We start from the raw sequence: 3,035 nt of genomic DNA, 5'->3' as shown, positions 1-3,035 counted from the left end.
CAAAACTAAAAGAAGATAGTTTTAGTGACTATCTAAGCAAAGCTCTAAATTTACAAGATAGTGGCATCAATACCAAAGATGCAGTGATAAACTATATTAAAAATCAAAGTAGTTTAAATGCTCTACTCTTAAATTCTTATATGTTTAATGGTTTAGATAAGAGTAAGGGGGATAATAGAGTTTATTTATATTATAATAAAGTCGTTGGCATAGATAAAGGTTTAAACGACAATCAATTAGTTGATTTAACTTTTTGGGAAGCATTGTCTAATGGATATTTAAAAAACGACATAGATCAAATATTTATGCCACCAGTTTTCACATTGGTTAATTTTTATAAAAACGGCATATTGCCAGATAACGTATTGATAAACGAGAAGCCTGATACAAATAAATATAAAACGCAATATGACTTATCAGATAAACAAGATTTTGAAAAATTAAGAGCAACTACGGATCAAACATATGAGAATTTAAATAAGGATACTAAAATAGTTTTTATGAATGGTATGGATAATACTTTAGAAGAAGCTAAAAAAAGCGTAAATTTAATAAAAGAAGATTTTGGTAAAAATATTGGGTTGATAAACAATGCTACTGGCAAGCATTTAGGTATTTTAGAAGATGCTATAGAGTGGTTGCCAAACTATAAAACAACTAAAGATGTTTTGAATGCCTATAAACTAAAAAACCTTTCAAGTGGTACAACGTTAATAACTCACAGTGCTGGAAATGAAGATATATTTAAGGCCAATTCAATAAACAAAGTATTGGGGGTAAATACGCCTTACAATCTAATAAGTGTAGGTTCGCCAAAATCAGCCACTAAGCTTAAAGAAAGTGCAAATGGTGTGGGGGCAAATTTCATAATACAAGTTAACCATGAAAATGATCCGGTAGCAAATGGTATTCTTAATTCAGATGCAAATTACGAATTTAAGTCTTTAAATGACGTAGAAACATATCATCCTTTTAGTACATACTATCACGAAATAAAAGAATATATCATGAATGGGCATAAAGATGAATGATAAGTTAAAATACATGATCATCCTGGGGTATTTTTTGGTTATATACTCTGGGATTATAATGGTATATCTTGGCTATTCCTACAAGATTTCTCTACTATTATTTTGTTTGTTTAATTTAGTTGTTTTCTTAAAAGTATTTAACACTATAAATTTTAGAGATGACCCATTAAAAATTGTTACTGTTTTTCTTAGCATACTCTTGTTTGCTATTTTTATGGTTATTTTTGTAATGGCGGAAAGACTTATAATAAATGCAATTCTATGTGGTATGGATGGGTATGGGTATTTACGTAGACATGGCTATATAGATTGTAGTTGTGCAGATCTATTGCCAGGCGATCATCTTTTTTGGGATATTTTGTCAACTTTGTATTATCCAATATACATATTTATATTTATCAAACCTTTTGTAGGATATTTAAAAAAGAGCACACAAATATCTAAAAAAATATTATAAAATCAAAATTTTTATATAGAAATAGTAAAAAGCTAAGAATAAAGAAAGTAGATAAAAATGAAAAATAATTGGATTGTATTTTTTGGGTCAATAGCATTTTTTATAGTAGGTACTATTTGCATAATAATCCTAAAACTTCTCTTTGGAGAATACTATGGAGATATTATTTTTGCCGGGATAATCTTGACCAATATATATTACATAATTAAAAACGGCATAAAAAAGAGTGACTTTCAAAAAAAGAATTTTAAAACAATGGACGTTACAATAGGTAGCGTCTCTTTGGTGCAAGCTATATTGGTGCAAGCTATATTTGTATTTATAATGTGGGTTGGTTACAATGCCACAAGATGATAAACATAAAAGTTGGCGTATAGTATCAGTTGTGCTAGCAATAGGTCAAGCAGTAGCCGATAGCATAAAAAGCAAAAATGACAAAGACAAAAAAGATAACAAAAAATGAAAAAATTTCTAATTATTTTTTTTGGTAGCATCTTATGTATCGGCTTTATAGCAATCCTAAAACTTCTCTTTGGAGAATACTATATTGATGCCATGGCGGTATTGCTAATATTTGCAAATGTATGTTTTATGATAAAAAACGGTATAAAAAAGAGCGATTTTAAAAAAGAATATATACAAAAAATGGAAATAAAAAGAGGTGGTATCGCTTTAATCCACTCTTTTTTAGTTTTTGTATTTTGGCTTCTTTACAATGCCACAAGAGGATAAATAAAAAAAGTTGGCATATAGCATCAGCTGCAGCTGCAAGCTCAGGAACATATGGATTTAGCGTAGGAGTAAGAGCTGATCTTGCTACCACTAAGCAAGAGAGCTCTTTAAAGCAAACTAGCTCAAATAAGTCTAGTATAAATGCTAAACATATAAATATAAACTCGACTAAAGATATATCTATCACTGGCTCAGACCTAGCATCAAAAGAGGATATGAGCCTAAACTCAAATAACCTAAATATAAACTCTAGCGAAGATAGTTTAAAATATAAATCAAACACCAAATCACTCACAACAGGATTTGGTTTTACATTTTATGGTGGAAATTCTAAATCTTTAGACCTAGGTCTAAATGACACCAAAGAGAGCGAACAAAGTCTAACAAATAACAACTCTCATCTTCACTCAGCTAAAGATATGAATATAAACACAGCTAATGACGCAACCATCAAGGGAGCAAATTTAAGAGCTGATGAGAGATTAAATTTAAAAGTAGGAAACAACCTAAGTCTAGAAAGCACCAGAGATATAAAAGATGCTAGCTCTAAAAGCAAAGGTATAAATTTAAGCGCAAGCTACTCTGGAGCAACTAATGCTAAAAACTTTGCATCTGGAGATAGCTCTCTAAGCTCTGTTGGAGCTAGCATTAGTAAGTCAAACTCTAACACAAAGATAAAACAGACAAACCTATCATCTATAACAGCAAATGAGCTAAACGTAGAGGTAGGTAAAAACACTCATCTAAAAGGATCACTACTAGCAGCAGGAGAGTATGATAAAGATAATACCTTTATAGATAACCATAACCTAAAT

The 3,035-nt window shown here is 30.2% G+C and carries 6 protein-coding genes; all 6 read left to right on the top strand.

Going from position 1 to position 3,035, the window contains the following annotated elements:
- A partial coding sequence (locus UNSWCS_RS12065) for a hypothetical protein (protein WP_035144011.1) occupies positions 1-1,031 on the top strand: 1,031 nt, incomplete at its 5' end.
- A 106-nt stretch (positions 1,032-1,137) separates the two neighbouring features.
- Positions 1,138-1,488: a hypothetical protein gene (locus UNSWCS_RS10430; protein WP_162142151.1), complete on the top strand. Its 351-nt coding sequence runs from the start codon at positions 1,138-1,140 to the stop codon at positions 1,486-1,488.
- A 57-nt stretch (positions 1,489-1,545) separates the two neighbouring features.
- Positions 1,546-1,842: a hypothetical protein gene (locus UNSWCS_RS10425; RefSeq protein ID WP_035144008.1), complete on the top strand. Its 297-nt coding sequence runs from the start codon at positions 1,546-1,548 to the stop codon at positions 1,840-1,842.
- Positions 1,829-1,951 carry a hypothetical protein gene (locus UNSWCS_RS12680; protein WP_021088468.1) on the top strand — a complete coding sequence of 41 codons (123 nt, stop codon included), beginning with the start codon at positions 1,829-1,831 and terminating at the stop codon, positions 1,949-1,951. Before UNSWCS_RS10425 ends, UNSWCS_RS12680 begins: the two co-directional genes overlap by 14 nt.
- Positions 1,948-2,220 carry a hypothetical protein gene (locus tag UNSWCS_RS10420; RefSeq protein WP_035142566.1) on the top strand — a complete coding sequence of 91 codons (273 nt, stop codon included), beginning with the start codon at positions 1,948-1,950 and terminating at the stop codon, positions 2,218-2,220. Before UNSWCS_RS12680 ends, UNSWCS_RS10420 begins: the two co-directional genes overlap by 4 nt.
- A partial coding sequence (locus UNSWCS_RS10415; RefSeq protein ID WP_035144006.1) for a hemagglutinin repeat-containing protein occupies positions 2,190-3,035 on the top strand: 846 nt, incomplete at its 3' end. The genes UNSWCS_RS10420 and UNSWCS_RS10415, both read left to right, overlap by 31 nt.

The organism is Campylobacter concisus UNSWCS, assembly GCF_000466685.1.
Taxonomy (GTDB): domain Bacteria; phylum Campylobacterota; class Campylobacteria; order Campylobacterales; family Campylobacteraceae; genus Campylobacter_A; species Campylobacter_A concisus_A.
Note: the sequence above shows the minus strand (reverse complement) of the source record. Positions and strands in the feature narration are given on the sequence as shown.

Bases quoted from the DNA above. Each gene is read 5' to 3' on its own strand.
- UNSWCS_RS12680 (WP_021088468.1), top strand. From the start codon at position 1,829: ATGCCACAAGATGATAAACATAAAAGTTGGCGTATAGTATCAGTTGTG.
- UNSWCS_RS10420 (WP_035142566.1), top strand. From the start codon at position 1,948: ATGAAAAAATTTCTAATTATTTTTTTTGGTAGCATCTTATGTATCGGC.
- UNSWCS_RS10425 (WP_035144008.1), top strand. From the start codon at position 1,546: ATGAAAAATAATTGGATTGTATTTTTTGGGTCAATAGCATTTTTTATA.